The sequence below is a fragment of the Citrobacter sp. Cpo142 genome (assembly GCF_030332425.1).
Lineage (GTDB): Bacteria > Pseudomonadota > Gammaproteobacteria > Enterobacterales > Enterobacteriaceae > Citrobacter > Citrobacter portucalensis.
This window is the reverse complement of record NZ_JAOWHW010000126.1, coordinates 230,611-256,988: the sequence shown is the minus strand read 5'-3', so window position 1 is coordinate 256,988 and position 26,378 is coordinate 230,611. Positions and strand designations below refer to the sequence as shown.

Annotated in this window: 26 protein-coding genes and 1 pseudogene; 12 read left to right on the top strand and 15 right to left on the bottom strand. The window is 54.0% G+C overall.

Features of this window, described 5'->3' with window-relative positions:
• Window positions 1-11: 11 nt before the first annotated feature.
• From tcuB to ybfF, 8 genes are all read right to left on the bottom strand, one after another.
• Window positions 12-1,151 (bottom strand): tricarballylate utilization 4Fe-4S protein TcuB, encoded by a 1,140-nt coding sequence (gene tcuB, locus OGY18_RS16170; protein ID WP_286553624.1) that lies wholly within the window; start codon window positions 1,149-1,151, stop codon window positions 12-14.
• Window positions 1,138-2,541: an FAD-dependent tricarballylate dehydrogenase TcuA gene (tcuA, locus tag OGY18_RS16165; protein ID WP_286553621.1), complete on the bottom strand. Its 1,404-nt coding sequence runs from the start codon at window positions 2,539-2,541 to the stop codon at window positions 1,138-1,140. Before tcuA ends, tcuB begins: the two co-directional genes overlap by 14 nt.
• A gap of 97 nt (window positions 2,542-2,638) precedes the next feature.
• Window positions 2,639-3,565, bottom strand: coding sequence for a tricarballylate utilization LysR family transcriptional regulator TcuR (tcuR, locus tag OGY18_RS16160; protein ID WP_003831357.1), 927 nt, complete (start codon window positions 3,563-3,565; stop codon window positions 2,639-2,641).
• A gap of 123 nt (window positions 3,566-3,688) precedes the next feature.
• Window positions 3,689-4,141, bottom strand: coding sequence for a ferric iron uptake transcriptional regulator (fur, locus tag OGY18_RS16155; protein WP_286553618.1), 453 nt, complete (start codon window positions 4,139-4,141; stop codon window positions 3,689-3,691).
• The gene (locus OGY18_RS16150; protein ID WP_100247215.1) at window positions 4,134-4,220 is read right to left on the bottom strand and encodes a ryhB-regulated fur leader peptide; all 87 of its coding nucleotides are present in this window, start codon (window positions 4,218-4,220) and stop codon (window positions 4,134-4,136) included. The genes fur and OGY18_RS16150 overlap by 8 nt, the downstream gene beginning before the upstream one ends.
• Window positions 4,221-4,430: 210 nt before the next feature.
• Entirely contained in the window at window positions 4,431-4,961 is a 531-nt protein-coding gene (gene fldA / locus OGY18_RS16145) for a flavodoxin FldA (protein WP_003022839.1), read from the bottom strand.
• 279 nt (window positions 4,962-5,240) lie between these two features.
• Window positions 5,241-5,528: a LexA regulated protein gene (ybfE, locus tag OGY18_RS16140; protein WP_003831362.1), complete on the bottom strand. Its 288-nt coding sequence runs from the start codon at window positions 5,526-5,528 to the stop codon at window positions 5,241-5,243.
• A 128-nt stretch (window positions 5,529-5,656) separates the two neighbouring features.
• Window positions 5,657-6,430, bottom strand: a complete 774-nt coding sequence (gene ybfF / locus OGY18_RS16135; protein WP_286553616.1) for an esterase — start codon at window positions 6,428-6,430, stop codon at window positions 5,657-5,659.
• Between the two features lie 194 nt (window positions 6,431-6,624).
• Here ybfF and seqA point away from each other — a divergent pair, with 194 nt between their 5' ends.
• Both seqA and pgm read left to right on the top strand, forming a co-directional pair.
• Window positions 6,625-7,167: a replication initiation negative regulator SeqA gene (gene seqA, locus OGY18_RS16130; protein ID WP_003022848.1), complete on the top strand. Its 543-nt coding sequence runs from the start codon at window positions 6,625-6,627 to the stop codon at window positions 7,165-7,167.
• A 24-nt stretch (window positions 7,168-7,191) separates the two neighbouring features.
• Window positions 7,192-8,832 carry a phosphoglucomutase (alpha-D-glucose-1,6-bisphosphate-dependent) gene (gene pgm / locus OGY18_RS16125; protein ID WP_008784117.1) on the top strand — a complete coding sequence of 547 codons (1,641 nt, stop codon included), beginning with the start codon at window positions 7,192-7,194 and terminating at the stop codon, window positions 8,830-8,832.
• A 96-nt stretch (window positions 8,833-8,928) separates the two neighbouring features.
• On the opposite strand, the gene kdpE is transcribed toward pgm, so the two are convergent.
• The 6 genes from kdpE to kdpF are packed head-to-tail and all read right to left on the bottom strand — an operon-like array spanning window position 8,929 to window position 16,710.
• Window positions 8,929-9,606 carry a two-component system response regulator KdpE gene (gene kdpE, locus OGY18_RS16120; RefSeq protein WP_174785000.1) on the bottom strand — a complete coding sequence of 226 codons (678 nt, stop codon included), beginning with the start codon at window positions 9,604-9,606 and terminating at the stop codon, window positions 8,929-8,931.
• Complete coding sequence (gene kdpD / locus OGY18_RS16115) at window positions 9,603-12,287, bottom strand: two-component system sensor histidine kinase KdpD (RefSeq protein ID WP_286553608.1); 2,685 nt, start codon at window positions 12,285-12,287, stop codon at window positions 9,603-9,605. Before kdpD ends, kdpE begins: the two co-directional genes overlap by 4 nt.
• A 10-nt stretch (window positions 12,288-12,297) precedes the next feature.
• A complete protein-coding gene (kdpC, locus tag OGY18_RS16110; protein ID WP_286553606.1) occupies window positions 12,298-12,864 on the bottom strand; it encodes a potassium-transporting ATPase subunit KdpC in 567 nt (188 codons plus the stop codon).
• Between the two features lie 8 nt (window positions 12,865-12,872).
• A complete protein-coding gene (kdpB, locus tag OGY18_RS16105) occupies window positions 12,873-14,921 on the bottom strand; it encodes a potassium-transporting ATPase subunit KdpB (RefSeq protein ID WP_286546762.1) in 2,049 nt (682 codons plus the stop codon).
• 20 nt (window positions 14,922-14,941) lie between these two features.
• Entirely contained in the window at window positions 14,942-16,621 is a 1,680-nt protein-coding gene (kdpA, locus tag OGY18_RS16100) for a potassium-transporting ATPase subunit KdpA (protein ID WP_149335050.1), read from the bottom strand.
• Complete coding sequence (kdpF, locus tag OGY18_RS16095) at window positions 16,621-16,710, bottom strand: K(+)-transporting ATPase subunit F (RefSeq protein ID WP_001670793.1); 90 nt, start codon at window positions 16,708-16,710, stop codon at window positions 16,621-16,623. Before kdpF ends, kdpA begins: the two co-directional genes overlap by 1 nt.
• Before the next feature lie 308 nt (window positions 16,711-17,018).
• Between kdpF and OGY18_RS16090 the strand changes: the two genes are divergently transcribed.
• The 4 genes and pseudogenes from OGY18_RS16090 to OGY18_RS16075 form a co-directional block, all read left to right on the top strand.
• The gene (locus tag OGY18_RS16090; RefSeq protein WP_003022870.1) at window positions 17,019-17,225 is read left to right on the top strand and encodes a YbfA family protein; all 207 of its coding nucleotides are present in this window, start codon (window positions 17,019-17,021) and stop codon (window positions 17,223-17,225) included.
• Between the two features lie 97 nt (window positions 17,226-17,322).
• Entirely contained in the window at window positions 17,323-17,877 is a 555-nt protein-coding gene (locus OGY18_RS16085) for a DUF1722 domain-containing protein (RefSeq protein WP_003831377.1), read from the top strand.
• 18 nt (window positions 17,878-17,895) lie between these two features.
• Window positions 17,896-19,314, top strand: a complete 1,419-nt coding sequence (gene phrB, locus OGY18_RS16080) for a deoxyribodipyrimidine photo-lyase (protein ID WP_286553601.1) — start codon at window positions 17,896-17,898, stop codon at window positions 19,312-19,314.
• Between the two features lie 38 nt (window positions 19,315-19,352).
• Window positions 19,353-19,721 (top strand): annotated as a pseudogene (locus OGY18_RS16075) (Rpn family recombination-promoting nuclease/putative transposase); the annotation flags it as partial.
• 46 nt (window positions 19,722-19,767) lie between these two features.
• On the opposite strand, the gene dtpD reads toward OGY18_RS16075, so the two are convergent.
• Complete coding sequence (gene dtpD, locus OGY18_RS16070) at window positions 19,768-21,249, bottom strand: dipeptide permease DtpD (RefSeq protein WP_003831389.1); 1,482 nt, start codon at window positions 21,247-21,249, stop codon at window positions 19,768-19,770.
• A gap of 289 nt (window positions 21,250-21,538) precedes the next feature.
• On the opposite strand from dtpD, the gene ybgI reads away from it, so the two are divergent.
• The 6 genes from ybgI to OGY18_RS16040 are packed head-to-tail and all read left to right on the top strand — an operon-like array spanning window position 21,539 to window position 26,374.
• Window positions 21,539-22,282: a radiation resistance protein YbgI gene (gene ybgI, locus OGY18_RS16065; protein ID WP_286553740.1), complete on the top strand. Its 744-nt coding sequence runs from the start codon at window positions 21,539-21,541 to the stop codon at window positions 22,280-22,282.
• Window positions 22,283-22,297: 15 nt separating this feature from the next.
• On the top strand, window positions 22,298-22,954 hold the full coding sequence (pxpB, locus tag OGY18_RS16060; RefSeq protein WP_003831391.1) for a 5-oxoprolinase subunit PxpB: 657 nt from the start codon (window positions 22,298-22,300) through the stop codon (window positions 22,952-22,954).
• Window positions 22,948-23,880 (top strand): 5-oxoprolinase subunit PxpC, encoded by a 933-nt coding sequence (gene pxpC, locus OGY18_RS16055; RefSeq protein ID WP_286553599.1) that lies wholly within the window; start codon window positions 22,948-22,950, stop codon window positions 23,878-23,880. Before pxpB ends, pxpC begins: the two co-directional genes overlap by 7 nt.
• Window positions 23,870-24,604 (top strand): 5-oxoprolinase subunit PxpA, encoded by a 735-nt coding sequence (gene pxpA / locus OGY18_RS16050; protein ID WP_008784130.1) that lies wholly within the window; start codon window positions 23,870-23,872, stop codon window positions 24,602-24,604. The genes pxpC and pxpA overlap by 11 nt, the downstream gene beginning before the upstream one ends.
• A 55-nt stretch (window positions 24,605-24,659) precedes the next feature.
• Window positions 24,660-25,382 carry a DUF969 domain-containing protein gene (locus OGY18_RS16045; protein ID WP_003831395.1) on the top strand — a complete coding sequence of 241 codons (723 nt, stop codon included), beginning with the start codon at window positions 24,660-24,662 and terminating at the stop codon, window positions 25,380-25,382.
• The gene (locus tag OGY18_RS16040) at window positions 25,379-26,374 is read left to right on the top strand and encodes a DUF979 domain-containing protein (protein WP_286553597.1); all 996 of its coding nucleotides are present in this window, start codon (window positions 25,379-25,381) and stop codon (window positions 26,372-26,374) included. The genes OGY18_RS16045 and OGY18_RS16040 overlap by 4 nt, the downstream gene beginning before the upstream one ends.
• Window positions 26,375-26,378 lie beyond the last annotated feature (4 nt).

Genomic DNA, 26,378 nt, shown 5'->3' with positions numbered 1-26,378 from the left:
GAGTTTGCGGGTTAGTCGCCTGAGACTCCCGCCTGTTTGCCGCGCCGTTTCTCAATCGCCCACTTGAGTAAGGCTGCGCAGCGGTAAAATCCGTGGGCAAATTTTCCGTAAGGAATGGTCAGAAAAAGCGCCATGACCACGCCGAGATGAATGGCCAGTAAAATAGCCATCCATGCGGTATCTCTTCCTGCCAGCAGCGCCAGACCGGTCAGACTGGTCAGCAGCAGCAGCAAAATAAAACCGCGATCCATCGGTTTTTGCCGGGCGTCGCCGTGTAGCGGTGAGCGCCTGAGATTAAGCCATAGCAAGCCAGCCGGGCCGACAACCAGGCCAATGCCACCCAACGTGCCCAGCATGACCGGAACGCTGAAGAACGGGTAGGGTGCTTCTATGCCGGCAAAGTAGTGATAGCCTGTTGCCACCACGGTGGCGGCAAAGCAGAGCAGAAAACCGTAGAAGGTGAAGTGGTGGAAACGGCGACGCATCAGGGTGAAAGCATCATCCGCTTCGTTACAACCTTTGCCATGGCCTCCATCGAGATACTTCAGCGTCAGCGCATTGTGTGAGGCTTCAGCAATCTCGACGGAACGCGGCATGCCCGGAGAAATCTCGCGCCAGAAGCGGATCACGCCTGCCATCAGCAAACCGATCGCCAGAACAAAGACCGAACCAAACATCCAGGCCAGCAGGTTATGCGGGAAAATTTGATAGAAATCCCCGGCCAGCGGAGGATGGAATAGTGAACCTTTCAAACCTATAGCGAGGAGTAAAAACAGGATCAGACCGAATACCAGCGCCAGCGTCACGGTTACGCCTGCGCGACGATATAGCGCTCCAAAAGCAGCGGGCTGCGCGTAATGCTGATAGGTTTCGAGCCGGACTTCCGCCATCGCCTTCGGCACGTTGATGGCAAATTCATGAGGCGGGGCATACTGACACGCGTGCAGGCAAGCGCCGCAGTTATGGCACAAGTTTGCCAGATAATTGATATCCGCTTTACCGAATTCCAGACGCTGAGTCATGGCCGGGAACACGGCGCAAAAGCCTTCGCAATAGCGGCAGGCGTTACACACCTGCATTACGCGTTCAACTTCCGCTTCCGGTTCGGTGATAATTTGCGCTTCGATGATCAGTTTCTCAAGCTGCTTCATGATGTGTCTCCTTACGTGCGGCCAGCGCGGCTTCTTTTCCGGCAATGCGGCCAAAGGTCGTGCCGATCGACATCCCCACGCCTGCGGTGTAACCCTTGCCCAGCACGTTGCCCGCCATCATCTCTCCGGCGACGAACAGATTACGGCTTGGAAGCCCTGCAAAATGCACAGCGGCGCGTTCGTTCACTTTTAACCCAAGATAAGTGAAGGTGATTCCTGGCCGCAGGGCGTAGCCGTAGTAAGGCGGTTGATCCAGCGGTCGCGCCCAATGCGTTTTCGCGGGTAGCAAATCTTTAGTGGCGCAGTTATCCAGAACGGTATGGTCGAACTGACCTGGCTGGCAGGCGTTGTTGTACTCTGTCACGGTGTGGGTAAAGCGTTCGGCATCCAGTCCTAACTGAAAGGCCAGTTCAGCCAGCGTATTGGCCTGTGTGCCAGGAAAGACCGGAGGCATGAAGTGTCCGATAGCTTTACTGTCGATGATGGAGTAGCCAATCTGTCCTGGCTGTTGAGCGACCAGACGTCCCCAGATGGCATAGCGTTTGGGCCAGAAATCTTCACCTTCATCATAAAAACGCTCAGCGTCCCGGTTCACCACAATACCGAGCGAAACGCAGTCCACGCGGGTGCAAATCCCGCCGTCATATAATGGCGCTCTGGCATCAATTGCCACACAGTGTGACTGGGAGGGATCGCCGATAATGTCTGCGCCAGCATCCATCATAAATTTGAGCAGTACGCCCTGATTAAAACGCGTGCCGCGAATTAGAAAGTTATCCGCAGGCCACTCGCCGCGGGCATTTTCCCCCCAGGCTTCGCGCAACCACTCCCGGTTAGATTCGAATCCGCCAGCAGCAAGCACGCAGGATTTCGCTGTGATACGCTCGTTGCCTGACAGCGCCGCCACGAACTCGCCGTTGTGCAGTTCAAGCGCCTGCACCGGTGTGTTATAGCGGATTTGTACGCCCAGCTTTTCTGCGCTGCGGTAATAGGCATTCACCAGGGCTTTTCCGCCCCCCATAAAAAAGGCGTTGGTACGCGCCACGTGCAAAGCGCCAGAGAGAGGAGGCTGAAAGTTAACGCCGTGCTGGCGCATCCAGTCGCGGCATTGGGAAGAGGTACGGATCACCAGACGTGCCAGGGCTTCGTTGGTATTTCCTTCCGTGACGCGGCGCAGATCCTGCCAGAACTCCTCTTCCGGATAGCTTTCTACCAGCACATCCTGCGGCGCATCATGCATACAGCGCAGATTACGCGTGTGTTGGGAATTTCCCCCACGCCATTCCCGGGGAGCCGCTTCGAGTAGTAAAACGGAAGCGCCTTGCTCCCGGGCGGTAAGGGCAGCGCATAAGGCAGCATTGCCACCGCCAATCACCAGAACATCAACCATCGTATACTCCATTACCATTTAACTAATTGTTAAATTTGTAATTGAAATGTATACGCGCAGCTTGTGCGGGCGCTATGACGTAGTGCTAAACGGTACTTTAGTTATTGTAAAGGATGGCGCCAGGCCAGCTTCCTGCTTCCACCAGTTGATGCATCACTTTCGTCAGCACCACACGGGCCGCGAGGCCTGCCGGGGTGAGTTCATCGTCTGAGAGACTCACCAGAAAGTTGGGGCGGCTAAGTATTGGATTGTGGACGCCGATCACTCTTAGCGTCTCTTTATCGAGATGGGAAATTGCCGCGCCGGGCTGGAGAGTGGCACCAATGCCACTGCGCACGGCACGCATGAGTAGCGCCAGACCATCAATTTCCGTGGCGATCTCAATGTTCAGCGCGTGTTCCTGACAAATCGCTTCCAGCCTGCCGCGCAGACCGTGGCCCGGGCTTGGCATTATCAATGGGATACTTGCCAGCTGGGCTGGAGCAATATTGTCATCGGCAATATCAGCCAGTAAGGCATGAGTCCCAATCAAAAACAGCCGCTCTTCGAGAATCGGTATGGCGCTCCAGCGCAGGATCTTTTCTTTCTGAAACACGACAGCCAGATCAATCTGGCGGGTATTAATCATCCGCTCCAGATTGCCAGAGAGGCTTTCCACCACATGCAGACGGACATCACTGTAGCTTTCCTGCATGGCGTTGATAAACGGCATTCCGAGAACGGAAGCGGTACTGGGAGCCATGCCGACGCTGACGTGCCCGGAAAGTCGGGACTCGCGTGCGGCGAGGATCGCGTCGTCTGCGTGACGAAGCGCCAGCTGCGCCTGGGAGTAAAAAGCCAGCCCGGCGCTGGTGGGTGTCACGCCTCGTGAGGTGCGTTGCAGCAGGCGAATAGCGAGTTCGTTTTCCAGACGCGACATTTGCTGGCTGAGTGCCGAAACCCCGATATTGAGATCGAGCGCCGCGCTACCCATGCTGCCTGTTTCTACAATGCGCACAAAATAGCGTAGCTGGCGAAGTTCCATTTCGACTCTCCGGAAGGGGCAATTGATTTTTACATTAAAGCAACACAGGAGCGTAGGGAAGGGGAAAAGGGCAGGTAATGCCCATAAAAAAAGCCAACCGGAAGGTTGGCTTTTCAAAAAGCATTACATTTTTTTGCCGTCGTGGGCATGCTCATCTTCGCGGCAATCGCCTTCAGCGCAGTGGCCGTAGAGATAGAGACTATGGTTGGTTAAACGAATACCATGTTTAGCCGCAATCTCACGCTGGCGCGCTTCGATGGAATCATCGCTGAACTCGACTACTTTGCCGCAGTCGAGACAGATGAGGTGATCGTGATGATGCTGTTGAGTCAGTTCGAAGACGGATTTACCACCTTCAAAATTATGGCGGGTCACGATACCGGCATCATCAAACTGGTTCAGCACACGATACACGGTCGCCAGACCAATTTCTTCACCCATATCGATCAGGCGTTTGTATAAATCTTCCGCACTGACGTGATGGTTATCCGGTTCCTGAAGAACTTCCAGAATTTTTAAACGAGGAAGCGTTACTTTCAGGCCAGCCTTCTTTAATGCGGTATTGTTGTCAGTCATGCGGAATCTGTCCTGTAGCTAAACGATTCACTTCATTAACAGAAGTGACAGAAATTGCACTTGAGATAATGCGTATCATTATAGAACTGCCATGGCTAAATGAAAACTGCAAGTCTCTGGCATATATTGTTAATCAAAACGTGGTATCGCCGACAAACACACTGTGCAACACCCGATTGGCATCCAGCCATTGTACAGGGTCAGACGAAAAAGTTACAAATTTGTAGCAATTATTTTGATTGGTTTTATCTATTGATGCGGCGCAGATGGAAATCTACGCCGCACGAAATCAGGCATTAATGATTTCGTCGAGGTGCAGCTCTTCAGAGATCTGCTTAACCCATTTTTCTACGCGTTCTGCTGTCAGTTCTGGCTGGCGATCTTCATCGATAGCCAGACCGACAAAGTGGTCGTCGTCAGCCAGGCCTTTAGACGCTTCAAAGTGATAACCCGCAGTCGGCCAGTGACCAACGATGGTTGCACCGCGCGGTTCGATGATGTCGCGAATTGTGCCTAACGCATCGCAGAAATACTCTGCGTAATCTTCCTGGTCGCCACAGCCGAACAATGCAACCAGTTTGCCGTTAAAATCAATGTCTTCGAGGGTAGGGAAGAAGTCATCCCAGTCACACTGCGCTTCACCGTAGTACCAGGTTGGGATGCCGAGCAGCAGAATGTCATAACCTTCGAGGTCTTCTTTGCTACTTTTTGCAATGTCATGAACATCGGCAACGTCTTTACCAAGCTGTTTTTGAATCATTTTTGCGATGTTTTCGGTATTACCGGTGTCGCTGCCGAAAAAGATGCCAGTGATTGCCATGAGTTAAATAACCTCTTGAAACTTATTGAAATGGTGGTGGCGCATTGCCCACGGATAAGGGCAATCATAGCAGAACAGTCAGGCATGCGGAAACAGCAAACACGCAGGACTGCACTCTGTGCTACACGATTTATGATTTATACCCGTCATACTTCAAGTTTCAGGTGCGTTGGCTGCGCTCACTCACCCGAATCACTTACTGCAGTAAGCTCACCGGGATTCGTTCATTTGCCGCCTTCCTGTAACTCGAATTATTTGGGTATAGAGCAGAAATTCAGACTATGCCTGACCGCGCAATGTGCTGAGTTGGGTCATCAGCATCTCTTCGATGAGTTCACTGCGACTCATGTTGCGCGCCTCCGCCAGCTCGTTCAGAGCGTCAACGGCATCAGCGTTCAGTTTCAGTTCGACACGCTTAAGCCCGCGAACTTTGTCACGCTTAAGCTGATTACGTTTATTAATACGTAACTGTTCATCACGCGAGAGCGGATTAGTTTTGGGTCGTCCCGGGCGACGCTCCTGCGCGAACAGATCTAATGTCGTACGGTCCGTTTGTTCTTTGGCCATGATCTTGGTGACTTCGGGGAAACAATCAGCCAGGCGTCTGCCCGGATGGATAGCGCGCCATAATACATCAGCAGGGGTGACACGCCAACGCCCACGCGCGTAATCGCGCGCAGACGCTGAGTTTTTAATCAGTTAGCGTATTCGTTCAGATAACGACGGATGGCGCGCAGCACCGCCTCCGGTTTTTCCGCATGCACCCAATGACCGGCTCCAGCAATAACATGCGCCCGAGCCTGCGGAAATTGCGCCAGCAGCTGTTCGCGATACGCTTCGGTAACATACGGTGAGTTGCCGCCAGGGATAAACAGCGCCGGGTGCTCCCACGCAGGAATGGTTTCCCAACCGACGATATGAGGATACTGATCCCACAGCACGGGAACGTTAAAACGCCATTCGCCGTCGACGAAAGATTTCAGCAGAAACTGGATTACGCCTTCCTCATGCAGATGCTGACGCATGACGCTGGCCGCCTGCTGACGCGAAGTGACCTGGGCATCGGTTACGGCATTAATAGCGGTAAAGATCGCATCGTGACGGCGAACTTGATAGTCGACCGGTGCAATATCAATGGCCACCAGTCGATCGATACGATCAGGAGCCAGCGCGGTTAATGCCATGACGGCTTTTCCCCCCATCGAGTGACCAATAAAGGTCGCCTTTTCTATTTGCTGAGCGTCCAGCGTATCCAGCAAATCTTGCGCCATGGCCGGATAATTCATCTCAGGGGAGCGAGGGGAGAGGCCATGATTTCGCATATCGACCTGGATGATATCGTGATCGACCACCAGATCGCGCGCCAGGATCCCCAGGTTATCCAGACTGCCAAACAGGCCGTGAACCAGGACGATGGGAGAATTATTGTGCAGGTTTTGCGCAGATTGCGCTCGGATATTCAATTTCATGGCAAAGTTCTTTTTTTCACACTCACGGGTTAGGGTATCATGTTGACCATTCTGCCACATGGCTGCAACAACTACGGTTACTCTGAGTTTTGCTGGCCACCAGGCTTGACGCTATCCGCTGTTGGGATTTGCCTTTACACTACGTGTGTTTACCCCGACAACTTGTATTCAGCTAAACACTGCACTGGATTAAGATGAAAACGATTGAAGTTGATGATGAACTCTATAGCTATATTGCCAGCCACACCAAGCATATTGGCGAGAGCGCATCCGACATTTTACGGCGTATGTTGAAATTTTCCGCCGCATCACAGCCTGTCACTCCGATAGTCAAAGAAGTCCGCGCTGTGCAACCTGTCGTGGAAGCTAAGCCGGTTAACCCCGTAAAAGATAAAGTGCGCGCGATGCGTGAACTGCTGCTGTCCGACGAATACGCGGAACAGAAGAAAGCAGTAAATCGCTTTATGCTGGTGCTGTCTACACTCTATTCACTGGATCAAAACGCGTTCGCCGAAGCAACGGAATCGTTGCATGGCCGTACGCGCGTTTATTTTGCAGCAGATGAACAGACGCTGCTGAAAAATGGTAATCAAACCAAACCGAAACACGTGCCAGGCACGCCGTACTGGGTGATCACCAACACCAATACCGGCCGTAAATGCAGCATGGTTGAACACATCATGCAGTCAATGCAATTCCCCGCGGAATTGATTGAAAAGGTTTGCGGAACAATTTAATCCTTGCATTAGAAGGACCAGGCAATGGCAATCCACAACCGTGCAGGTCAACCTGCGCAACAGAGTGATTTGATTAACGTCGCCCAACTGACGGCACAGTATTATGTACTGAAACCAACAGCAGGGAACGCTGAGCACGCCGTTAAGTTCGGTACGTCCGGACATCGCGGCAGTGCAGGTCGTCATAGTTTTAACGAGCCGCATATTCTGGCTATCGCTCAGGCGATTGCCGAAGAACGTGCGAAAAACGGGATTACTGGCCCGTGCTATGTGGGCAAGGATACCCACGCGCTGTCTGAACCGGCTTTTATCTCTGTACTGGAAGTGCTGGCGGCGAACGGCGTTGACGTCATCGTGCAGGAAAATAACGGCTTTACGCCAACCCCTGCTGTGTCGAATGCTATCCTGGTTCACAACAAAAAAGGCGGCCCGCTGGCTGACGGCATTGTGATCACGCCGTCCCACAATCCGCCGGAAGATGGCGGCATTAAATATAACCCGCCAAACGGTGGTCCGGCAGATACCAACGTCACCAAAGTGGTGGAAGACAGAGCCAACGCGCTGCTGGCTGACGGTTTGCAAGGCGTGAAGCGCATGTCGCTGGACGCTGCGCTGGCATCTGGCCATGTAACAGAGCAGGATCTGGTTCAGCCGTTTGTTGAAGGACTGGCTGACATCGTCGACATGGCGGCGATCCAAAAAGCGGGTCTGACGCTGGGTGTCGATCCGCTGGGCGGTTCCGGTATCGAATACTGGAAGCGTATTGCTAAGCACTACAACCTGAACCTGACTATCGTTAACGATCACGTTGATCAGACTTTCCGTTTCATGCATCTCGACAAAGATGGCGCAATCCGCATGGACTGCTCCTCCGAGTGCGCGATGGCAGGCCTGCTGGCGCTGCGCGACAAGTTCGATCTGGCCTTTGCCAACGACCCAGACTACGACCGTCACGGTATTGTCACCCCGGCAGGGCTGATGAATCCGAACCACTATCTGGCGGTGGCGATCAACTACCTGTTCCAGCATCGCCCGCAGTGGGGCAAAGATGTTGCCGTTGGTAAGACGCTGGTGTCCTCGGCGATGATTGACCGCGTGGTGAATGATTTAGGGCGTAAACTGGTCGAAGTGCCGGTTGGCTTTAAATGGTTTGTTGACGGTCTGTTCGACGGCAGCTTTGGCTTTGGTGGTGAAGAGAGCGCGGGGGCATCTTTCCTGCGTTTCGACGGTACACCGTGGTCGACCGACAAAGACGGCATCATCATGTGCTTGTTGGCGGCAGAAATTACCGCAGTGACCGGTAAGAATCCGCAGGAGCACTACAACGAACTGGCTGCCCGCTTTGGTGCGCCGAGCTACAACCGCCTGCAGGCAAGTGCGACCTCCGCACAGAAAGCGGCGCTGTCTAAGCTGTCTCCGGAAATGGTGAGTGCTAGCACGCTGGCGGGCGACCCGATCACCGCACGTCTGACGGCGGCACCGGGCAACGGTGCTTCTATCGGCGGTCTGAAAGTCATGACTGACAACGGCTGGTTTGCCGCACGTCCGTCAGGTACGGAAGACGCTTACAAAATCTACTGCGAGAGCTTCCTCGGTGAAGAACACCGCAAGCAGATCGAAAAAGAAGCGGTTGAGATCGTCAGTGAAGTGCTGAAGAACGCGTAAACCGTAGGCCGGATAAGACGCAAGCGTCGCTATCCGGCATGAATTAAAAAGCCGGATAGCTTTGTGCTGATCCGGCTTTTTTTATTCGGCTTAGATTCACGGCATAAACCGATAACCAATCCCTGTTTCGGTCAGAAAATGACGCGGACGCGCCGGGTCCAGTTCCAGCTTCTGGCGCAGGTGTCCCATGTAAATTCGCAGATAATGACTGTGTTCGACGGCGTTTGGTCCCCAAACCTGATTTAGCAACTGGCGTTGCGTCAGTACCTTTCCGGCATTATTCAGCAGTACCGCTAACAGGCGAAACTCAATCGGCGTCAGATGAATCTCTTCATCACCACGATGTACGAGCCGGGCGGCGATATCTACTTTTACGTTGGAAAAATGCACCACCGGCTCGGGAGACGCGCCGCTGGCGTGGCGACGCAATGCCACGCGTAATCGTGCCTGTAGCTCGCCAATACCAAAGGGTTTACTGAGATAGTCATCGGCACCGGCATCCAGAGCGGCGATTTTATCGCTTTCTTCGCTGCGGGCTGAGAGCACAATTATCGGTATATGGCTCCATTGTCGCAGATCACGAATAAAATCAATGCCGTCACCGTCCGGCAGACCGAGATCGAGAATGATGAGATCGGGTTTTCGCGTGGCGGCTTCCAGCAGACCACGTTGCAGCGTTTCCGCTTCATATACACGCAGACCATCGGCTTCCAGCGCGGTGCGCAGAAAGCGACGGATAGCCTGTTCATCTTCAACAATCAGTACGTTCGTCACATATCCTCATGAAAATCTTCAAGTTCAGGGGGGATTTCCTGGGGCAGTGTAACACGGAAACATGCTCCTCCCTGTGCGCGATTGTGGACGGAAATTGTACCGCCGTGAACGTCCACAATGGCCTGGCAGATTGCCAGCCCCAGCCCAACGCCCGGTACCGATGACTCTTTGTTTCCCCGGGAAAACTTGTCAAAAACTCGCTGCTCCATACCCGATGGAATGCCGGGGCCATCATCCCAGACGTCCAGTTGCAGGTGCTCGCCATCGACGCTGGCATCAATACCGATTTGCGCCGCTGGACCTGCGTATTTAACGGCGTTTTCCAGCAGATTAATCAGCACCCGTTCAAAGAGTGGGCCATCGACGTGGATCAGCGTCAACGGTGCTGGTAGCGACAAATTAATAGGAGCAGAGAGTCCTGGCTCCAGCATCTGCAGGGCGCTGCCGACCACCTCTTCCAGTGTTAACCACTCCTTCTTAAGATTAAAGCCGCCAGACTGAATTCGCGCCATATCCAGCAGGTTATTAACCAGTCGGGTGGTATTCAGGACGTGCTGGCGAATCTCGCTGGCCTGGCGTGCGTGCGGCGATCCTTCGCTGGCCAGATCCAGCGTTAAGATCTCTGCCTGACCAAACAGCACCGTTAGCGGCGTACGTAAATCGTGGGAAAGGGCGGCGAGCAGCGCGTTACGAATGCTTTCGCGCTCGCTGGCAAACCGGGCCTGCTCTTCGCTGGCGGTTAGCGTCAGACGCTCCAGCGCACTGGCGACCAGTAAAGTGAAAGTTTCCAGCAGGCGTTGCTGTTCGGGGATCATCAGCTGGCGTAAATTTCCCGGTTCCACAACCAGCAGCCCATGCGTTTTGTCGGCACTTTTTAACGGTAAAATTTGATACGGCACTCCTGGCAACGTGTCAGTACCTGCGCCAGCCGGTTGCCCTTTATCAAAGCTCCATTGGGCAATGGCATCATCCCACGGTGTCATGCCTTGTTGATGGGTGAGAGGGGCCAGCTTACCGTTCTCACTGGGCAGTAAAACCTGGCTGCGGGCCTGGAACGTTGAGGCAATAAACTGTTCGCTGGTGGCGGCGATATCTTGCTGACTCCGTCCGACGGCCAGCGCTTTCGACATCTCATACAAATGGCGCGTACGTTGTTCGCGATAACGGGCTACCCGAGCCTGATAACGCACTCCGGCGGTAAGATTACCGATTACCAGCCCTACCGTTAGCATCACGGCGAAGGTGAGCAGGTACTGGACGTCGGAAACGGCCAGCGTGCCGCGTGGAGCAATAAAGAAGAGATCGAAGCTGGCGACGTTAATAAAAGTTGCCAGCACCGACGGCCAGCGTCCGTAAAAGAGGGCGATAACCACCACGCCCAATAAATAGATCATCACCAGGTTGGCGGCGTCAAAGGCCATCAACCACTGCATGGCAATCAACGTAATGATGGCGCACAGCGCGACGGCAACCACACAACCCTGAATTTGTACCCGCCATTTATCCTTAAAGGTGCGGTTATCTGCAGTTTGTAGCACAGGGCGCGAAAGTGGCTCATCGAGCGCAACAATCATCAGGTCGAGATCCGGTGCGCGATGGGCCAGTTTGTCAGCAAAAGAATCACTGCGCCACCAGCGTCGTGTAGCCGGACGTCCGAGGACAATTTTTCCCAGATTATGCTCACGGGCGTAGCGGATTACAGCCTTGTCTTCAGCGGGATCGGAAAGGGTGGCGGTTTCTGCACCCAGCTCCTGGGCTAACCGCAGAGCGCTTAAAATTGCGCGGCGCTGTTTTTCGGGCAGTCGGTGCAGCGCTGGCGTTTCGACATACACTGCATGCCAGACGCTGCCGAGGCGCGCTGCCAGACGCGCGGCAGCACGCACCAGCTTTTCGCTGCCGGTATTGTGTCCAATGCACAGTAAAATGGCGTCACGGGTATGCCAGACTTTTTCTTCCCCCGGACGCCCTCGCCAGGCACGCATCTGATCGTCAACCCGATCGGCCGTGCGGCGCAGGGCCAGCTCACGTAGCGCGATCAAGTTACCTTTGCGAAAGAAATGCTCGATAGCTCTTTCCGCCTGACCGGCGATATAGACCTTGCCTTCGTTCAGGCGTTGGCGCAAATCGTCGGGGGGAAGATCGACCAGCACCACATCGTCGGCGGCATCGAAAAAAGGATCGGGGACGGTTTCGCGAACCTGAATGCCGGTGACGCCGCTAACCACATCATTGAGGCTTTCCAGATGCTGCACGTTGACGGTAGTAAAAACGTCAATACCGGCTTCGAGCAGCTCTTCAATGTCTTGCCAACGCTTAGGGTGGCGTGAGCCAGGCGCATTACTGTGCGCCAGTTCATCCATCAAAATGAGCGCCGGACGGCGGGCCAGCGCCGCGTCGAGATCGAACTCGCTAATATGACGACCATGGCGCGCCTGTCTCTTTAGCGGCAGGATGCTGAGACCGTCCAGCAACGCGGCGGTCTCTTTGCGTCCGTGGGTTTCCACCACCCCAATCAGCACATCTAACCCCTGCGCCCGCAACCGTTGGGCCTCTGCCAGCATGGCCCAGGTTTTACCGACGCCTGCACACGCGCCGAAGAAAATTTTCAGTTTTCCGCGGTGCGGGGCAGCGGTCTGCTCCAGCAGGCGATCGGGGTCGGGGCGTAAGGGTTCGTTATGCATGTCCTTTTTCTCAGTGCTTATCCAGCGCTAAATTAAGTTCTACCAGGTTCACCACCGGCTGGCCGATAAAACTGACCAACGGCTTTTGCGTGTATTGTGCAACCAGGCGCGTGACCTCTTCAACGCTGAGGTTGCGAGCCTGCGCCACGCGGGGGATTTGCCAGGCCACCGCGGCTGGCGTCAGATTGTTATCCAACCCGCTGGCAGAAGCCGTTACCAGCTCTACCGGAACGACAGGATTTGCCTGCGGGTTAGCAGCACGCAGTGCGGCTATCCGGCTTTGCAGCTGTTTATCCAGTTCCGGATTGCTGGCTGCCAGGTTACTGCCGCCTGAAACCATTGGATTATAGGGCATTTCTGCTGTAGCTGACGGACGTCCCTGAAAATAACCGGCCGCGGTAAAATGTTGCCCAATGAGCGCAGAGCCGCGAACGACTTGATCTTCGCGTAGAAGCGAGCCGTTAGCCTGGTGGGGAAACCACCACTGCCCCAACGCGGTGGTCAACAACGGGTAAGCTCCGCCGGTGATAAGCATCAGGAAAATCAATGTTGATAATGCAGGACGTAATCCACTCATCTGAAACCTCACACCAGACCCAGTAGGGTCAGCAGTAAATCAATTGCTTTGATACCGATAAACGGCACAACCAGACCACCCAGACCATAGATCCACAAATTACGGCGCAGCATTGCGGATGCGGATAACGGTTTGTAGCCCACGCCTTTAAGCGCCAGCGGGATCAGTAAGACGATAACCAGCGCATTAAAGATAACCGCGCTGAGGATCGCCGAGTCCGGCGAATGCAAGCCCATCACGTTAAGCGCATTGAGCTGCGGGTAGGTGGCGGCGAACGCGGCCGGGATAATGGCGAAATACTTCGCCACGTCGTTGGCGATACTGAAGGTGGTCAGCGAACCACGCGTCATCAGCATCTGTTTACCAATGTGCACCACTTCAATCAGCTTGGTGGGGTTAGAGTCGAGATCCACCATGTTGCCTGCTTCTTTCGCCGCCTGGGTCCCGGAGTTCATGGCGACCGCCACGTCGGCTTGCGCCAGCGCCGGGGCGTCATTGGTTCCGTCGCCGGTCATCGCCACCAGACGACCTTCCGCCTGATACTGACGAATCAGCGCCAGCTTGGCTTCCGGCGTGGCTTCAGCTAAGAAGTCATCTACCCCGGCTTCTGCCGCAATCGCGGCGGCGGTCAGGCGGTTATCGCCGGTGATCATCACCGTTTTGATGCCCATTTTGCGTAGTTGGGCAAAACGTTCTTTGATTCCGCCTTTTACGATATCTTTCAGGGCAATCACGCCCAGCACGTGGGAGCCTTCGGCAACCACCAGCGGCGTAGCGCCAAGGCGTGCGACGTTTTCGACCTTCTGCTCCACGTCGGCAGGGAAGTGGCCGCCGTTGGCTTCGACGTGACGACGAATAGCATCGACCGACCCTTTGCGGATCATGCGGTTGTCGATGTTGATCCCGCTCATTCGGCTTTGGGCGGTAAACGGTACAAAGGTGGCGTGCAGCGATTGCACGTCGCGAATACGCAGATTAAAGCGCTGTTTTGCCAGAATCACGATACTGCGGCCTTCAGGGGTTTCATCGGCCAGTGATGAAAGCTGCGCGGCGTCGGCCAGCGTTTTTTCGTCCACGCCCAGGGCGGGCAGAAAATCCGAAGCCTGGCGGTTACCCAGCGTAATGGTGCCGGTTTTGTCCAGCAGCAGTACGTCCACGTCACCCGCCGCTTCCACTGCACGTCCGCTGGTGGCGATGACGTTCGCGCCCAACATGCGGCTCATCCCGGCGACGCCAATAGCAGAGAGCAACCCACCGATGGTGGTGGGGATCAGACACACCAGCAGGGCAACCAGTACTGTGACGCTAACCGCGCTACCACCCCAGGCGGAAAACGGCCACAGCGTGGCGGTCGCCAGCAGAAAAACGATGGTCAGGGCTATCAACAGGATCGTCAGGGCGATTTCATTCGGCGTTTTACGCCGCTGCGCGCCTTCAACCATGGCGATCATCCGGTCGAGGAACGTTTCACCAGGGTTCACGCTACATTCGATCACCAGCCAGTCGGAGAGGATGCGGGTCCCGCCGGTGACGGAGGCGAAATCACCACCGGATTCACGAATGACCGGCGCGGATTCACCGGTAATGGCGCTTTCATCCACCGATGCGCCACCTTCGATGACCTCGCCGTCACACGGGATAATATCGCCCGCTTCTACTAACACGATATCTCCTTTGCGCAAATCCTCCGCCGGAACGTGATCCATGGCGGCACCGTATTTCGGTTCGCGGAGTTTGCGAGCAAAAGCGGTTTTTTTAACTCCTTTCAGACTGTTAGCCTGAGCCTTACTGCGTCCTTCCGCCAGCGCTTCGGCAAAGTTGGCGAACAGAACGGTAATCCACAGCCACAGACTTATCGCGCCGGTAAACCACGGATTGCCTTGCATATGGCCTGTGGCCATTGCCAGCGTTAACAGGGTTGTCAGCAGACTGCCCAGCCAGACGATAAACATCACCGGATTGCGCCACTGGGTATGTGGGCTTAATTTTTTCACGGCGTCCATCAGCGCCTGTGCGACCAGAGAGGGTTCGAACAGCGCCAGTTGCTTGCGACTCATAGTCATGTGCTCCGCATCACTCAGTGTAATGACAGGTATTCTGCGACCGGGCCAAGTGCCAGGGCAGGAACAAAGGTGAGGGCGCCAACCAGTAACACCGTACCGATTAACAACCCGACAAACAGTGCACCGTGAGTAGGCAGCGTGCCAGGGCTTGCTGGCTGGATCTTTTTACTGACCAGCGATCCGGCAATTGCCATCACGGGAATGATCACGCCGAAACGGCCGAAGAACATGCACAGGGCCAGCAGACAGTTCCAGAACGGGCTGTTGGCGCTTAATCCGGCGAAGGCGCTACCGTTGTTGTTCGCGGCAGACGATACGGCGTACAACACTTCACTAAAGCCATGTGGACCAGGGTTGAGCATGGCGCTGCGCCCGGCATCGCTCATCATCGCTATCGCCGTACCGAGCAGTACCAGCGCAGGGGTGACCAGAATCGCCAGTGCAGTCATTTTCATTTCACGCACGTCTATTTTCTTACCCAGATATTCCGGCGTGCGACCAATCATCAGGCCCGCGATAAACACCGCCAACAACACGAACAGCAGCATGCCGTACAGGCCCGAACCGACACCACCGAAGACCACTTCGCCAATCTGCATTAGCCACATCGGCACCATCCCACCCAGCGCGGTGAAGGAGTCATGCATCGCATCGACAGCGCCGCAAGATGCCGCTGTCGTCACGACGGAAAAAAGACTCGTAGCCAGCACGCCAAAGCGGCTTTCTTTGCCTTCCATGTTGATATTACTGTCTGCACCGAATGCCATCAGGTGCGGGTTGCCTTGAACTTCGGCCCACATCACCACGGCTACGCAGACCACAAATATCAGCGACATGGCCCACAGCAGGGTCCGCCCCTGGCGACGATCGCCAACCACATCACCAAAGGCAAAACACAGCGCGGTAGGAATTAAGAAAATGGCCAACATCTGTACCAGATTGGTCAACGCGGTAGGGTTTTCAAACGGATGTGATGAGTTAGCGTTAAAGAACCCGCCCCCGTTAGTGCCAAGCATCTTAATCGCTTCCTGTGAGGCGACGGGCCCCATCGGCAGCACCTGTTTCACCCCTTCAAGGGTAGTAATGGGCTGATAGGGCAACACGTTTTGCAGCACACCTTGCTGAATGAAGAACAACGCAATGAGCAATGCAATGGGGAGCAGGATCCACAGCGTAATGCGAACCAGATCGACCCAGGCGTTGCCCAGCGTGTTCATACTCTGGCGAGTAAAGGCACGGGCCAGGGCAAAAATCACCGCAATCCCGGTTGCCGCTGACAGGAAGTTCTGCACGGTCAGCCCGACCATCTGGCTGAAGTAGCTTAAGGTGGTTTCGCCAGCATAGGATTGCCAGTTGGTGTTGGTGACAAAACTTACCGCCGTGTTGAGCGCCAAATCCCACGAAAGCCCAGGTAGCTGTTGCGGATTTAGCGGCAGCAGGTTTTGCGCCATCAGCATTGAAAACAGGACCAGCAAACCCAGCACATTGAGCACGAGGATCGCCAACAGATACTGCCGCCAGTTCATCTCCTGCTGCGAGATGCCCAGACCGCGCCAGAGCAGATGTTCCACGCCAGCCAGGCCCGGCAGGGACGTATTATTGATCAGCCGAGCCAAGCCAAAACCCAGTGGTCTGGCGATGATAAACAGTACCAGCAAGAAACTGGCGATGAGTAAAAATCCTTGGGCCGCCATCAGAACGCCTCCGCATTAATCAGGGCATACACCAGATAACCTAATAATAAAAAGACCAGCACAATGCCGGTTATCACGCCTGCACTCACGGTGCACCTCCAGTGGCATAAATGTGATAACCAGAGCGTAGAATTTTGCTTGCAAAGATTTCGCAAAAATCAGTTAGAGAGGTGTAAAAAAAGTATAAAAATGGCAAAGACCATTGTTTAACTAATGATTAGTATTAATTTAACTTTTATGTAACTTAATTACGGTTTTTAGCTAAACGGAGCATCAATAGATAAAAATAAGTGGTCGGATGAGTAGCAAAATTACACACAAGGCGGTATTATTTTCATCAGTTAACCAAGTTTATTTTTCCGGTGCGATTCACCGAACAGATATATGGGAGAGGATTATGGACTTTTATAAAGAATATCCAGCACACATTGTTTTCTTGCGCCGTACCTTTGCCGTTGTGGCGGGCGTGCTGGCGCTGCCGGTCATGTTGTTCTGGAAAGACCGCGCCCGTTTTTACAGCTATCTGCACCGCGTCTGGTCCAAAACCAGTGATAAACCGGTGTGGATGGAGCAGGCTGAAAAAGCCACCTGCGACTTCTATTAAGTTGTCGTTATTGTTCAAGAAAACCGCTAACAGCAATGTGGCGGTTTTTTTATACGCCGACGTCTACACTTATCTGAGTAACGGATAAGGAGTGGCGATGAGCACGAGAATTCCTGTTGGTATCCGCACCTGTCTGACCACAGAAGCGAGTGAGGCACCTCAGTTCGACGAAAATACATTAATACGTGTTTACGCTTTGCATGAATTGCACCGCCTGCGTCAGCGAAAATTAACGCGGGGCGCATTAATTGACTATCATACTCGCTACAAACTGGTACTACTGGCGCATTCCCAGCCAGAGTATCGGGAGCTTGGCCCCTTCGTTGCCGCAATCCATGAATGGCAAGATCTCGATGCTTTTTTTACCGAGTATCGCCTACGATTGACCCATCTGTTATTAAATCCTGCTACCCGGCGTAACCATACCAATGTATTGATGCACGTACAGGGCTATTTCCGTAATCAGCTCGATCTGCGTCAACGTCAGGAATTGACCTCGATAATCGATAACTATCGACGCGAGGCGCAGCCGCTACTTGCACCCTTAATGCTCCTCAAACACTATATGGCTGAGCACCCGAACACCTGGTTGTCCGGGCAACGTTATTTTGAACTCTGGCCTGCGATTTGGCGTTTACAGGGCAATGATTAATTTTTATCAGGGAGTGTTATGACCACGAATCTGGTCTGGTTTCGGCGTGATTTGCGTCTGCACGACAATCTCGCGCTGGCGGCGGCTTGTCGGGATCGTTCTGCACATGTACTCGCGCTCTATATTTCCACGCCTGAACAGTGGAAGGCGCATGATATGGCCCCACGTCAGGCGGCATTGGTTAACGCGCAGCTGAACGCGTTGCAAACGGCGCTGGCAGAAAAGGGCATCCCGCTTCTGTTTCATGAAGTTGCTGATTTTGCGACCAGTGTGGAAACCGTCAAAAACGTCTGCGTACAGCATGGCGCCAGTCGAATATTTTATAACTATCAATATGAAATAAACGAACGCCAGCGTGATGCTGCCGTCGAAAAGTCATTACCTCAGGTGGTGTGCGAAGGGTTTGACGACAGCGTGATCCTGCCTCCGGGGGCGGTCATGACCGGTAATCACGAGATGTATAAAGTCTTTACGCCGTTTAAAAATGCCTGGCTGAAGCGGATAAAAGACGGGTTCCCAGAATGTGTCAGTGCGCCGAAGGTGAGAGAAAGCGGTGCTCTTGACTCTCCATTAACATCCATCTCGCTGAGCTACCCGCAGCAGGATTTTGATACGCAGCAATTTCCGGCAGAAGAAAAATTGGCCATCGCGCAGTTACGCCATTTTTGCCAGCAGGCCGCCGGAGAATATGAACAACTGCGTGACTTTCCGGCGATTGACGGAACCAGTCGATTATCCGCAAGCCTGGCGACAGGAGGACTATCACCGCGCCAGTGCCTGAATCGACTGCTCGTGGAGCAGCCGCAGGCGCTTGAGGATGGGGCAGGTAGCGTTTGGTTGAATGAGCTTATCTGGCGCGAATTTTATCGTCATCTGATGACTTACCATCCGGCGCTGTGTCGGTATCAACCTTTTATTCGCTGGACCGATCGCGTGCAATGGCAGAATAATCCGACGCATTTGCAGGCCTGGAAAACAGGGAATACGGGCTACCCCATTGTGGATGCGGCCATGCGTCAGCTCAACGCAACGGGCTGGATGCATAATCGTTTACGCATGATTACCGCCAGTTTTTTAGTGAAAGACCTGCTGATCGACTGGCGTAAAGGCGAACAGTATTTTATGTCGCAACTGATCGATGGCGACCTGGCGGCCAATAACGGCGGCTGGCAATGGGCAGCCTCAACCGGAACCGACGCCGCACCGTATTTCCGTATCTTTAACCCCACGACGCAGGGCGAAAAATTCGACCGTGACGGTGAGTTTATCCGCCAGTGGGTGCCGGAACTGCGCGACGTGCCGGGTAAAGCCATTCATGAACCGTGGTCGTGGGCTGAAAAAGCGCAGGTGACACTAAGTTATCCTCGCCCGATTGTGGATCATAAACAGGCGAGGCTGGCGACGCTGGCGGCATATGAGGCGGCGCGTAATGGATAAGCGCGCAGCGGATTTCTGCGTAATACCTTCCAGCAGATCTGCAAAAACATATCCGTCAGCGGGATTTGCTGGGACTGGTAGATCAGCTTGCCACGCTGTTACTTACAGGGTGCGCTAATGACACACAACTACAGGCGATGTTTAATTACATCCTGCAATCTGGCGATGAATCTCGCTTTAATGAATTTATACAAGATATGGCGCAACGGATCCCCCAACACAAGGAAAAGCTGATGACGATTGCGGAGCGGTTACGCTTAGATGGATTACAGGAAGGTTTGTAGCAAAGCAAACGAGAAGCCGCATTACGTATAGCGCAAACTATGTTGGAGCAGGGAATAGATCGCAACATGGTGCTTCTGGTTACAGGTCTTTCTGAAGAGGAGTTGACTGCCAGTCATGCGTAATTCCTGAAAAAAGCCCGAATCAGATTACATCATCGGGCCCCTACACTCAGGATTCTACCGCCAGTGAACGGTTTCTGAACTTAAGCGACTGGTACAGCCAAATCATCAGCACCAGCACCACACAGGCCAGCGCGCCCCAGGTAATTTCACTAAAGACATCAATATAGGCATTGATGGAGTAGTTGATAGCGCCCGCAGCATCAAACGAGCCTTGTGAGGTCTGATCGGCGATAACGCCTGCCAGGTAATTGGCGATAGCACCGGAAAGCAGCATATAAATGCCGGTTAATACGCCGGTAACACCAGGGATCTCAATACGCGTAATTTGTGACATTGCCACCGGATCGATAAACAGTTCGGCAAAGCCCATGACCGCCAACCCAAGTACCATCAGCGGCATCGAAGAGTGGCCGTAAGCAGCGGACCAGCGAGCGCTCAAGGTTAGAATACAGAACCCAGCGCTCATTAAGCCGAGGCCAAGGGCAAATTTACCCCAGATACGTACGGTACGATTGCCACTCACGCTTTCTTTGACTACCCACGCCAGTACGATACCGCACAGCATAACGGCAAAAGCGTTAACCGACTGGAACATCGCGGTAGGGACGGAATACCCCAGAATATCGCGGTTAACGAAGCGGTCGATATACAGGCTGATCGAACTGCCGCCCTGTTGAGCAAAGGCCCAAAACAACAGGCTGAAGAAGGTCAGCGTGACGATAAGCCCCAGCTCTTTGCGTTGTTTCTGCGTCTGTGCCTGGCGATAAATCTTCGCCAGAACTGCCAGACCAATAATGGTGGCAACAATCAGTGCGTAAACGGACCACTCTTTCCAGAACAGCACGGTAATCAGCAGCGGTGCGGCAACCAACAAAACTAACAGCCAGGCCCAGTTTGGCAGAATAAAGGTTTTAGCACACAGAACGGCCTTGTTGACGCCGGTGGTGTGGGCGAAATGGCGATTACCACATAAGAATATCACCAGCCCTGCCAGCATGCCGATGGCAGCCAGCGCAAAGCCCATCGCCCAACTGTACTCTTCCTGCACGTATCCGCAGGCAATTGGTGCGATGATCGAACCGATGTTACCGGCGGCGTAGAGCAGAGAGAATCCACCATCGCGACGTGGGTCTTCAGGTTGATATAACTCGCCAAGCAGGCAACTGATATTTGATTTAAACAGACCGTAACCGCAGACAATTATCGCCAGCGACAAATAGAGGAACGCCGGGGCCATTTCACTGGCACCCAAAACCAGATGCCCCACCGCCATTAAAAATGCGCCGATCATCACCGCCATTCGATTGCCGAGCACTTTATCGGCCAGGTATCCCCCGAGAATAGGGGTGACATAGACCAGCGAGCAGTAGGCGCTGAACAGTTCATATGCGTGATTATCGTCGTACTTAAGCTGGTTAGTGAGATACAGGATCAGCAGCGCACGCATGCCGTAAAAACTGAAGTATTCCCAGATTTGTAGCGCGACAACGTAGTATATCGCCCGTGGTTGAGATGCTTGTTTATTCATTATTTTCTCGAAGTAAATGCCTCGCGACTGGCTGAACGTGCTGCGCGAGTGTGTTTCCTTAAAGTTGTAACTTTGATACAGATCTGATTATTTTTGCAATATGCTGTCTGATTGCATAAATATACATGAATTAGATCGCGTAGTGGTAAGCAAATCACGTTCAAAGCGGGTGTGATTGTTTCTTTATGTGTCAGTGAAATGGCTATCGACGAACGCAGGCGGGGACGCTATTTTAACCTAAGCTGTGTTGCTGATTGGGCAGGCAGAAATGATGACTACGAGGACGATGATGAAAAACACCGAACTGGAACAACTGATCAACGACAAACTAAACAGCGCCGCCATTAGCGATTATGCGCCGAATGGTTTGCAGGTTGAGGGCAAAGAGACGGTGCATAAAATCGTGACCGGTGTGACTGCAAGCCAGGCATTGCTGGACGAGGCGGTACGCCAGCAAGCGGATGCGGTTATCGTTCACCACGGTTATTTCTGGAAAGGCGAATCTCCGGTTATTCGCGGCATGAAGCGCAATCGTCTGAAAACGCTGTTAGAAAATGATATCAACCTGTATTGCTGGCACTTGCCGCTGGATGCACACCCGGAATTGGGGAATAACGCGCAGTTGGCCGCGCTGTTAGGAATCACCGTGATGGGTGAAATTGAACCGCTGGTGCCATGGGGAGAACTCTCCATGCCGGTTCCGGGGCTGGAGCTGGCATCGTGGATTGAAGCGCGTTTAGGTCGTAAACCGTTATGGTGCGGTGATACCGGGCCGGAGAAAGTTCAGCGCGTTGCCTGGTGTACCGGGGGCGGTCAAAGTTTTATTGATAGCGCAGCCCGATTTGGTGTCGACGCCTTTATTACCGGTGAAGTCTCTGAGCAAACCATTCACTCAGCCCGCGAGCAGGGGCTGCATTTTTATGCTGCCGGTCACCATGCGACCGAACGCGGCGGCATTCGCGCATTAAGCGAATGGCTGAATGAAAATACCGCTCTGGACGTAACCTTTATCGATATTCCTAATCCAGCGTAATAAAGAGGGATGAAAGTGCAGCGAGCGCGTTGTTATCTGTTAGGTGAAACGGCGGTGGTTCTCGAACTGGAGCCCCCCATCACGCTGGCGACTCAGAAACGCATCTGGCGTCTGGCTCAGCGTTTAGTTGACGCCCCGAATGTGCTTGAAGCTATTCCGGGAATGAACAATATCACGGTTACCCTGCGCGACCCGCAAACACTGGCGCTGGATGCGATTGAACGCCTGCAGCGCTGGTGGGAAGAGAGTGAAGCACTGGAGCCGGATTCACGCTTTATTGAAATACCTGTGACCTATGGTGGTGAGTTTGGCCCTGATCTGGCAGAGGTCGCCCGACACAGTGGATTAAGCGACAAGCAGGTCGTCGAACTTCATGCGTCAGTTGACTATGTGGTGTGGTTTATCGGTTTTCAGCCGGGATTTCCCTATCTCGGGAGCTTACCTGAACAGCTGCATACCCCCAGACGTGCGGAACCGCGTTTGCTTGTTCCGGCAGGTTCTGTCGGTATCGGTGGATCTCAAACGGGGATCTACCCGCTTGCCACACCCGGTGGGTGGCAATTGATTGGGCGTACCTCCGTTTCGTTATTTGATCCAAAACGGGAGGAGCCGATTCTGTTACGGGCTGGCGATACCGTGCGTTTTGTCCCGCAGAAGGAGGGGATATGTTAAACATCATCCGCGCTGGCATGTACACCTCAGTACAGGACGGGGGACGCCATAGTTTTCGTCAATCCGGAATTAGTCACTGCGGCGCGCTGGATAAACCGGCGCTGAACGTGGCTAACCTGCTGGTGGGTAATGATGCGAATGCCGCAGCGCTGGAAATCACGCTGGGGCAACTGGTGGTGGAGTTTGAAGCCGATGGCTGGTTTGCCCTGACCGGTGCCGGATGCGAAGCGCATCTGGATCGAACTCCCGTATGGAGCGGATGGCGGTTACCGGTAAAAGCCGGGCAGCGCCTGACGCTAAAACGCCCGCTTCATGGCATGCGCAGTTATCTGGCGGTAGCGGGCGGTATTGATGTTCCCGAAGTGATGGGCTCGCGCAGTACCGATCTGAAAGTGGGCATCGGTGGGTTTGAAGGGCGTCTGCTGCGTGATGGCGATCGACTGGCGATTGGCGTATCTACCCGGCAATTCAACGGGCCACAAGGTGTAAAACAACTGATGTGGGGTAATCTCATTCGCGCACTGCCCGGCCCTGAGTATCAGGAGTTTGATGAGGTATCGCAGGCCTCTTTCTGGCGCTCGCCGTGGCAGCTTAGCCCGCAAAGTAACCGTATGGGGTATCGTCTTCAGGGGCAGCCGCTGACGCGCACGACCGATCGCGAGCTGCTGTCGCATGGTTTGCTCCCCGGCGTGGTGCAGGTTCCGCATAATGGCCAGCCAATCGTGCTGATGAACGATGCTCAGACGACGGGTGGCTATCCGCGCATCGCCTGTATTATCGAGGCAGATATGTATCATCTGGCGCAGATCCCGCTCGGTCAGCCGATTCATTTTGTGCAGTGTTCGCTGGAGGAAGCGCTGAAGGCGCGCTACGACCAGCAGCGTTATCTGGAACAGTTAGCATGGCGACTTAACAATGAAAATTGATCTCAATGCAGACCTCGGTGAGGGATGTGCGAACGATGCAGCGTTGCTGCAATTGGTTTCATCGGCCAACATCGCCTGTGGGTTTCACGCCGGCGATGCGCAAACTATGCTCTCAAGCGTGCGTGATGCGTTAAAAAATGGTGTGGCGGTAGGCGCGCATCCCAGCTTTCCGGATCGGGAAAATTTTGGTCGTAGCGCCATGACTCTGCCTGCACAAACGGTGTATGCACAGACGCTGTATCAAATTGGCGCGCTGGCTGCCATCACGAGGGCAGAAGGTGGCGTGATGCGCCATGTCAAACCGCATGGCATGCTCTATAACCAGGCGGCGAAAGATCCTCAATTGGCCGATGCGATTGCGAAAGCGGTTCATGCCTGCGATCCGTCGCTGGTTCTGGTCGGGCTGGCGGGAAGCGAACTGATTCGCGCTGGAGAACACTATGGCTTGATAACGCGTCAGGAGGTTTTTGCCGATCGGGGTTATCAGGCCGATGGCAGTCTGGTGCCACGTAACCAGCCGGGCGCACTGATTGAGGATGAAGAACAGGCGCTGGCGCAAACGTTAGAAATGGTGCAATCCGGCAGAGTAAAAAGCCAAAGTGGAACATGGGCAAGCGTGACCGCCCAGACGGTATGCATTCATGGGGATGGCGAGCACGCACTCGCTTTTGCCCGTCGCTTGCGTAGCGCCTTTAATGCATGCAATATTGAAATTGGTGCATAAGATTTACCATACAAAACAACAATATATTACACAACAACATATACGGGAATGAGTTATGGGAGAGGTGATATCTCTCTGGCCATTGACGGGGATCGCCGTCATCGTGGTCGGATTTCTTTTACGTTTTAATCCGGTATTGGTGGTTATTATTGCCGGGATCGTCACGGGACTGGCGGCGCATATGCCGATCGCCACCATCCTCGAGAAGCTGGGTGAAGGTTTTCTTAACACCCGCAACCTGCCGTTTATCCTGCTGATCCCGCTGGCGGTTATTGGCCTGCTGGAACGCCACGGACTCAAAGAGCGTGCTCAGGCGTGGATTGCTAAAATCCGCAGTGCCACCAGTGGCCGTCTGCTTATTGTCTATCTGTTCATTCGCGAAGCGACTGCTGCGTTAGGGTTGACCAGTCTGGGGGGGCATCCGCAGATGGTGCGCCCGCTGCTGGCGCCAATGGCGGAAGGGGCCGCCGAGAAAAATCACGGCGAGATACCCGGCGCGGTTCGCTATCGCCTGCGCGCAATGTCAGCGGCGACCGATAACGTCGGGCTGTTTTTCGGTGAAGATATCTTTGTTGCCTTCGGCGCGATCATATTCATGCACAACTTTATGCTGGAGTCTGGTGGGATCCAGACCGAACCGCTGCATATCGCCTTGTGGGGGATCCCAACGGCAATTTGTGCTTTCCTGATACACGGCACGCGTTTGTGGCGTCTGGATAGCTATTTGCAACGTGAGGTGGCGAAAGCGAATGCCGCAGCGAAAGGGGAAGCGAAATGAATTTTCAACAAAGCTATCTCTACTGGCTGGCAGGTGCGGTATTACTGATTGTGGCGCTGATGTCATGGCAGGACAAAGCAAACCCGCGCCGTTTCACCACAGGCCTGTTTTGGGGCATCTATGGCGTACTGTTTCTGCTTGGTGACTGGACATACTCGCTGTTTGGCGATAAACGCGCAGTGCATATTGCCGTCGGCGTTGCGGTGGTCGTGCTGGCCCTGATCGCGGGTTTTGGCGGTGTGAAGCTGGGAAGCTACCATCAACGCACGCAGCAACAGCGCGAAGAAAGCGCCAGCCGCCTGGGCAACCGCCTGTTTTTCCCGGCATTAGCGATCCCGGTGGTAACGGTCATTGGCGTACTGATGTTCAACCATATTCCGGGCTTACAGGATGTGCTGTTCGGGCCGGGTAATCACGCCACGCTGGTAACGCTCTTTTCAATGACAGCGGGCTCGTTGATTGGTCTGGCGATGGCGATAAAAATGACCCATGAGCGGGTGCATCAACCGATTCAGGAGGCACGACGTCTGCTGGACTCCATTGGCTGGGCGTTCATTCTGCCGCAGATTCTGGCTACGCTTGGGCTGCTGTTTACAGCGGCGGGTGTGGGTAGCGGCATTTCATACCTGACGCAGGAATATCTGGCGGTGGATAGTCGCTTTATCGCGGTGGCGGTGTACACCATCGGCATGGCATTGCTGACCATGGTTATGGGTAATGCGTTTGCTGCTTTCCCGATCGTGACCGCTGGGATTGGTATCCCAATCCTCGTACTGCAACACGGCGGCAACCCAGCGGTAATGGCGGCGATTGGTATGTTCTCCGGCTATTGCGGGACGCTGATGACGCCAATGGCGGCGAACTTTAATATTGTTCCTGCAGCGTTGCTGGAACTACCGGACAAAAATGCGGTGATTAAAGCGCAGGTGCCAACAGGCGTACTGCTGCTACTGGTCAACGTGTTCCTGATGTATTTCCTGATGTTCCTGTAAGGAG

Bases quoted from the DNA above. Each gene is read 5' to 3' on its own strand.
- tcuB (WP_286553624.1), bottom strand. From the start codon at position 1,151: ATGAAGCAGCTTGAGAAACTGATCATCGAAGCGCAAATTATCACCGAA.
- tcuA (WP_286553621.1), bottom strand. From the start codon at position 2,541: ATGGTTGATGTTCTGGTGATTGGCGGTGGCAATGCTGCCTTATGCGCT.
- tcuR (WP_003831357.1), bottom strand. From the start codon at position 3,565: ATGGAACTTCGCCAGCTACGCTATTTTGTGCGCATTGTAGAAACAGGC.
- fur (WP_286553618.1), bottom strand. From the start codon at position 4,141: ATGACTGACAACAATACCGCATTAAAGAAGGCTGGCCTGAAAGTAACG.
- OGY18_RS16150 (WP_100247215.1), bottom strand. From the start codon at position 4,220: ATGATACGCATTATCTCAAGTGCAATTTCTGTCACTTCTGTTAATGAA.
- fldA (WP_003022839.1), bottom strand. From the start codon at position 4,961: ATGGCAATCACTGGCATCTTTTTCGGCAGCGACACCGGTAATACCGAA.
- ybfE (WP_003831362.1), bottom strand. From the start codon at position 5,528: ATGGCCAAAGAACAAACGGACCGTACGACATTAGATCTGTTCGCGCAG.
- ybfF (WP_286553616.1), bottom strand. From the start codon at position 6,430: ATGAAATTGAATATCCGAGCGCAATCTGCGCAAAACCTGCACAATAAT.
- seqA (WP_003022848.1), top strand. From the start codon at position 6,625: ATGAAAACGATTGAAGTTGATGATGAACTCTATAGCTATATTGCCAGC.
- pgm (WP_008784117.1), top strand. From the start codon at position 7,192: ATGGCAATCCACAACCGTGCAGGTCAACCTGCGCAACAGAGTGATTTG.
- kdpD (WP_286553608.1), bottom strand. From the start codon at position 12,287: ATGCATAACGAACCCTTACGCCCCGACCCCGATCGCCTGCTGGAGCAG.
- kdpC (WP_286553606.1), bottom strand. From the start codon at position 12,864: ATGAGTGGATTACGTCCTGCATTATCAACATTGATTTTCCTGATGCTT.
- kdpB (WP_286546762.1), bottom strand. From the start codon at position 14,921: ATGAGTCGCAAGCAACTGGCGCTGTTCGAACCCTCTCTGGTCGCACAG.
- kdpA (WP_149335050.1), bottom strand. From the start codon at position 16,621: ATGGCGGCCCAAGGATTTTTACTCATCGCCAGTTTCTTGCTGGTACTG.
- OGY18_RS16090 (WP_003022870.1), top strand. From the start codon at position 17,019: ATGGACTTTTATAAAGAATATCCAGCACACATTGTTTTCTTGCGCCGT.
- OGY18_RS16085 (WP_003831377.1), top strand. From the start codon at position 17,323: ATGAGCACGAGAATTCCTGTTGGTATCCGCACCTGTCTGACCACAGAA.
- phrB (WP_286553601.1), top strand. From the start codon at position 17,896: ATGACCACGAATCTGGTCTGGTTTCGGCGTGATTTGCGTCTGCACGAC.
- dtpD (WP_003831389.1), bottom strand. From the start codon at position 21,249: ATGAATAAACAAGCATCTCAACCACGGGCGATATACTACGTTGTCGCG.
- ybgI (WP_286553740.1), top strand. From the start codon at position 21,539: ATGAAAAACACCGAACTGGAACAACTGATCAACGACAAACTAAACAGC.
- pxpC (WP_286553599.1), top strand. From the start codon at position 22,948: ATGTTAAACATCATCCGCGCTGGCATGTACACCTCAGTACAGGACGGG.
- pxpA (WP_008784130.1), top strand. From the start codon at position 23,870: ATGAAAATTGATCTCAATGCAGACCTCGGTGAGGGATGTGCGAACGAT.
- OGY18_RS16045 (WP_003831395.1), top strand. From the start codon at position 24,660: ATGGGAGAGGTGATATCTCTCTGGCCATTGACGGGGATCGCCGTCATC.
- OGY18_RS16040 (WP_286553597.1), top strand. From the start codon at position 25,379: ATGAATTTTCAACAAAGCTATCTCTACTGGCTGGCAGGTGCGGTATTA.